The 2,400-nt window shown below is 73.5% G+C and carries 4 protein-coding genes; 2 read left to right on the top strand and 2 right to left on the bottom strand.

Annotation, left to right across the window (positions count from 1 at the left end; all coding sequences use genetic code 11):
* Nucleotides 1–220 precede the first annotated feature (220 nt).
* Entirely contained in the window at nucleotides 221–661 is a 441-nt protein-coding gene (locus tag VR44_RS30655; protein WP_045950882.1) for a MarR family winged helix-turn-helix transcriptional regulator, read from the bottom strand.
* A gap of 102 nt (nucleotides 662–763) precedes the next feature.
* Between VR44_RS30655 and VR44_RS30660 the strand changes: the two genes are divergently transcribed.
* Complete coding sequence (locus VR44_RS30660; RefSeq protein ID WP_045950883.1) at nucleotides 764–1,618, top strand: alpha/beta fold hydrolase; 855 nt, start codon at nucleotides 764–766, stop codon at nucleotides 1,616–1,618.
* A gap of 10 nt (nucleotides 1,619–1,628) precedes the next feature.
* Here the strand turns inward: VR44_RS30660 and VR44_RS30665 are convergent, their stop codons facing one another.
* Entirely contained in the window at nucleotides 1,629–2,000 is a 372-nt protein-coding gene (locus tag VR44_RS30665; RefSeq protein WP_045950884.1) for an ArsC/Spx/MgsR family protein, read from the bottom strand.
* A gap of 118 nt (nucleotides 2,001–2,118) precedes the next feature.
* On the opposite strand from VR44_RS30665, the gene VR44_RS30670 reads away from it, so the two are divergent.
* On the top strand, nucleotides 2,119–2,376 hold the full coding sequence (locus VR44_RS30670) for a hypothetical protein (protein WP_045950885.1): 258 nt from the start codon (nucleotides 2,119–2,121) through the stop codon (nucleotides 2,374–2,376).
* The last annotated feature ends 24 nt before the right edge of the window (nucleotides 2,377–2,400 follow it).

Here is a 2,400-nt window from a genome sequence, read left to right on the forward strand (position 1 = left end):
GGCCAGCACGGTCCCGTACACCCCGCCGAACATCCAGTCGGCCCCGCGCCGGGGCGGGGGGAGGGTGGCGGCGACGGACTGCGGCTGCTGTGCTTCGGTCATGGTGGCGGTCGTCCCTGGGCTCGGCTCGGCTCGCGGAGAGATTTGCTGCGGTTTGTTCCTTTTGGTGTCGCCCTCACCCTACGAGGCGAGAGGTGGGGACGAGATGAAGACCCGTGCCTCAGGCCCCGCTGAACGCCGCCCGTGCCGTCGTCAGGAAGCGCCGTACCGCGTCGCGTTCCGCCGGGGTGAGGGACTCGGACACCCCCGCCAGCTCCGCGATCGCCGGGCCGAAGAAGTCCTGCCCCAGGCGGATCGCCTCCGGGGTGACGGACAGCAGGACGCGGCGGCGGTCCTCGGGGTCGCGGGTGCGGGTGACGTGGCCGAGGCGTTCCAGCCGGTCGATCACCGCCGTCGTGCCGGCCGAGTTCAGGCCCAGGCGGGTGCCCAGGAGGCCCGCCGTGGCCGGTTCGGCGGCGCGGGTGGCGTCCAGGAGGCAGATCAGGGCCCGTACGTCCGTCGTGTGCATGCCGTTGGCGGCGGCGAACTCCGCCTGCCTCAGGCCGAATTCGACGGTCACCGCGCGCAGCAGGTGCACCAGTTCCAGGTTCTTGTCGTCCACGCCGTCTCCCGCCTAGGATCTCCGTGCATATCTCTCGCTGAGCGAGATTATTGCTCAGCGAGGGAATCGGGGAGCGGGAAGTGGAGTGAGAGGAGCGGGGAATTGGTCCGGGAGTCCTTCCGTGCCGCCTACGACGAGGCCCTCGGGCAGTGGCCCGTGCCCGTCGAGGCCCTTGAGGTCCCCACGCCCTACGGCGTCACCCGCGTCAACGGCTGCGGCCCCGCCGGCGCGCCCCCGCTGGTGCTGCTCCCGGGCGGCGGGGCCACCTCCACCGTGTGGGGTGCCTGCGTCGCCGCCGGGCTCGCCCGGGAGCGGCGGGTGTACGCCGTGGACCTGGTGGGGGAGCCGGGGCTGAGCGTCCCGGCGGCCGGGCCCGGGCGGGGGATGCGGACGCCCGAGGACCTCGCCGTATGGCTGGACGCCGTCCTGGACGTGCTCGTGCCCGAGGGGCGGATCACCCTCGCCGGCCACTCCTACGGGGCCTGGATCGCCGCCCAGTACGCCGCCCGCCGGGCGGGCTGGTACGACCCGCGCCAGAGGCTCGACCGGCTCGTGCTGCTCGACCCCACCCGGGTCTTCGCCGGGCTGAGCCCCCGCTACGTGCTCCGCGCGCTGCCTGTGCTGGTGCGGCCCACCCCGGGGCGGATCCGCTCCTTCCTCGCCTGGGAGACCGGTGGGGCCGCGCTCGACCCGGCCTGGTTGCGGCTCCAGGAGGAGACGGCGGGCTTCCCCACCGCCCGGCCCGTCACCGGGCCCCGCCCGGACCTCACGGGGCTCGCCCCCTTCACCCTCGACATCGTCTTCGCCGGACGCGCCCGCTGCCACGACTCCCTCCAGGCCCTGGCCGCCGCCACGCGCGCGCTGCCGGGGGCGCGGGTGCGGCTGCTGCGCGGGGCCTCGCACCACGCCCTGCCGCTGACGGCGGCCGACGAGGTGGCGCGCCTCCTCGCCCTCTGACCGGCCCCGGCTACGCCTTCCGGGACAGGGCCTCGCGGACCGCCTCCTCCGAGCGGGCCACGACCGCCGTGCCGTCCTCGGCGGTGATGATCGGGCGCTGGATCAGCTTCGGGTGGGCGGCGAGGTGGGCGATCCAGCGGGCGCGGGCCCCGTCCGTCGCCTCGCGCGGAAGGTCCCGTACGCCGGTCTCCTTCGCCAGGGGGTCGGAGGTGCGCGTGATGTCCCAGGGTTCGAGGCCGAGCCGGCCGAGCACCTCGCGGATCTCGGCCTCCGAGGGGACGTCCTCCAGGTACCGGCGCACGGTGTACTCGGCACCCTCCGCGTCCAGCAGGGTGAGCGCGCTGCGGCACTTCGAACAGGCGGGATTGATCCAGATCTCCATGCCCGCAAGCCTAGTCAGACGCCGGCCCGCGTCCCGTCCGGCCAGGGCTTCTGTCAGTGCCCCCCGGTAAAATCGAGGGAGAACGACAGGAAGCCAACTACCGTTTGGGAGGCTGTAGATGGCCGCTGCCGCGAGCATTGTGATGCCCAAGAAGAAGCCCTTGCCGGCGGGGCTTCCCCGCGAGTGGTACGAGAACCACAACCGCCGTCTGAAGGCCATGCGGCTGGCGATCTCCCTGCTCGACACGGGGACCTACGACGCCAAGCGCGCCACCAACCGCAAGATACGGACGATGGCCGTCCGGGTGGGGATCCACCGGCCGTCCAACCTCACCTGCCGGATGGTCCGCGCCTTCATCGTCGCGAACGCCGGCTGACGCACGGGTGCGCCGCTCCGGCCG

The organism is Streptomyces katrae, from assembly GCF_000966975.1.
GTDB lineage: Bacteria > Actinomycetota > Actinomycetes > Streptomycetales > Streptomycetaceae > Streptomyces > Streptomyces katrae.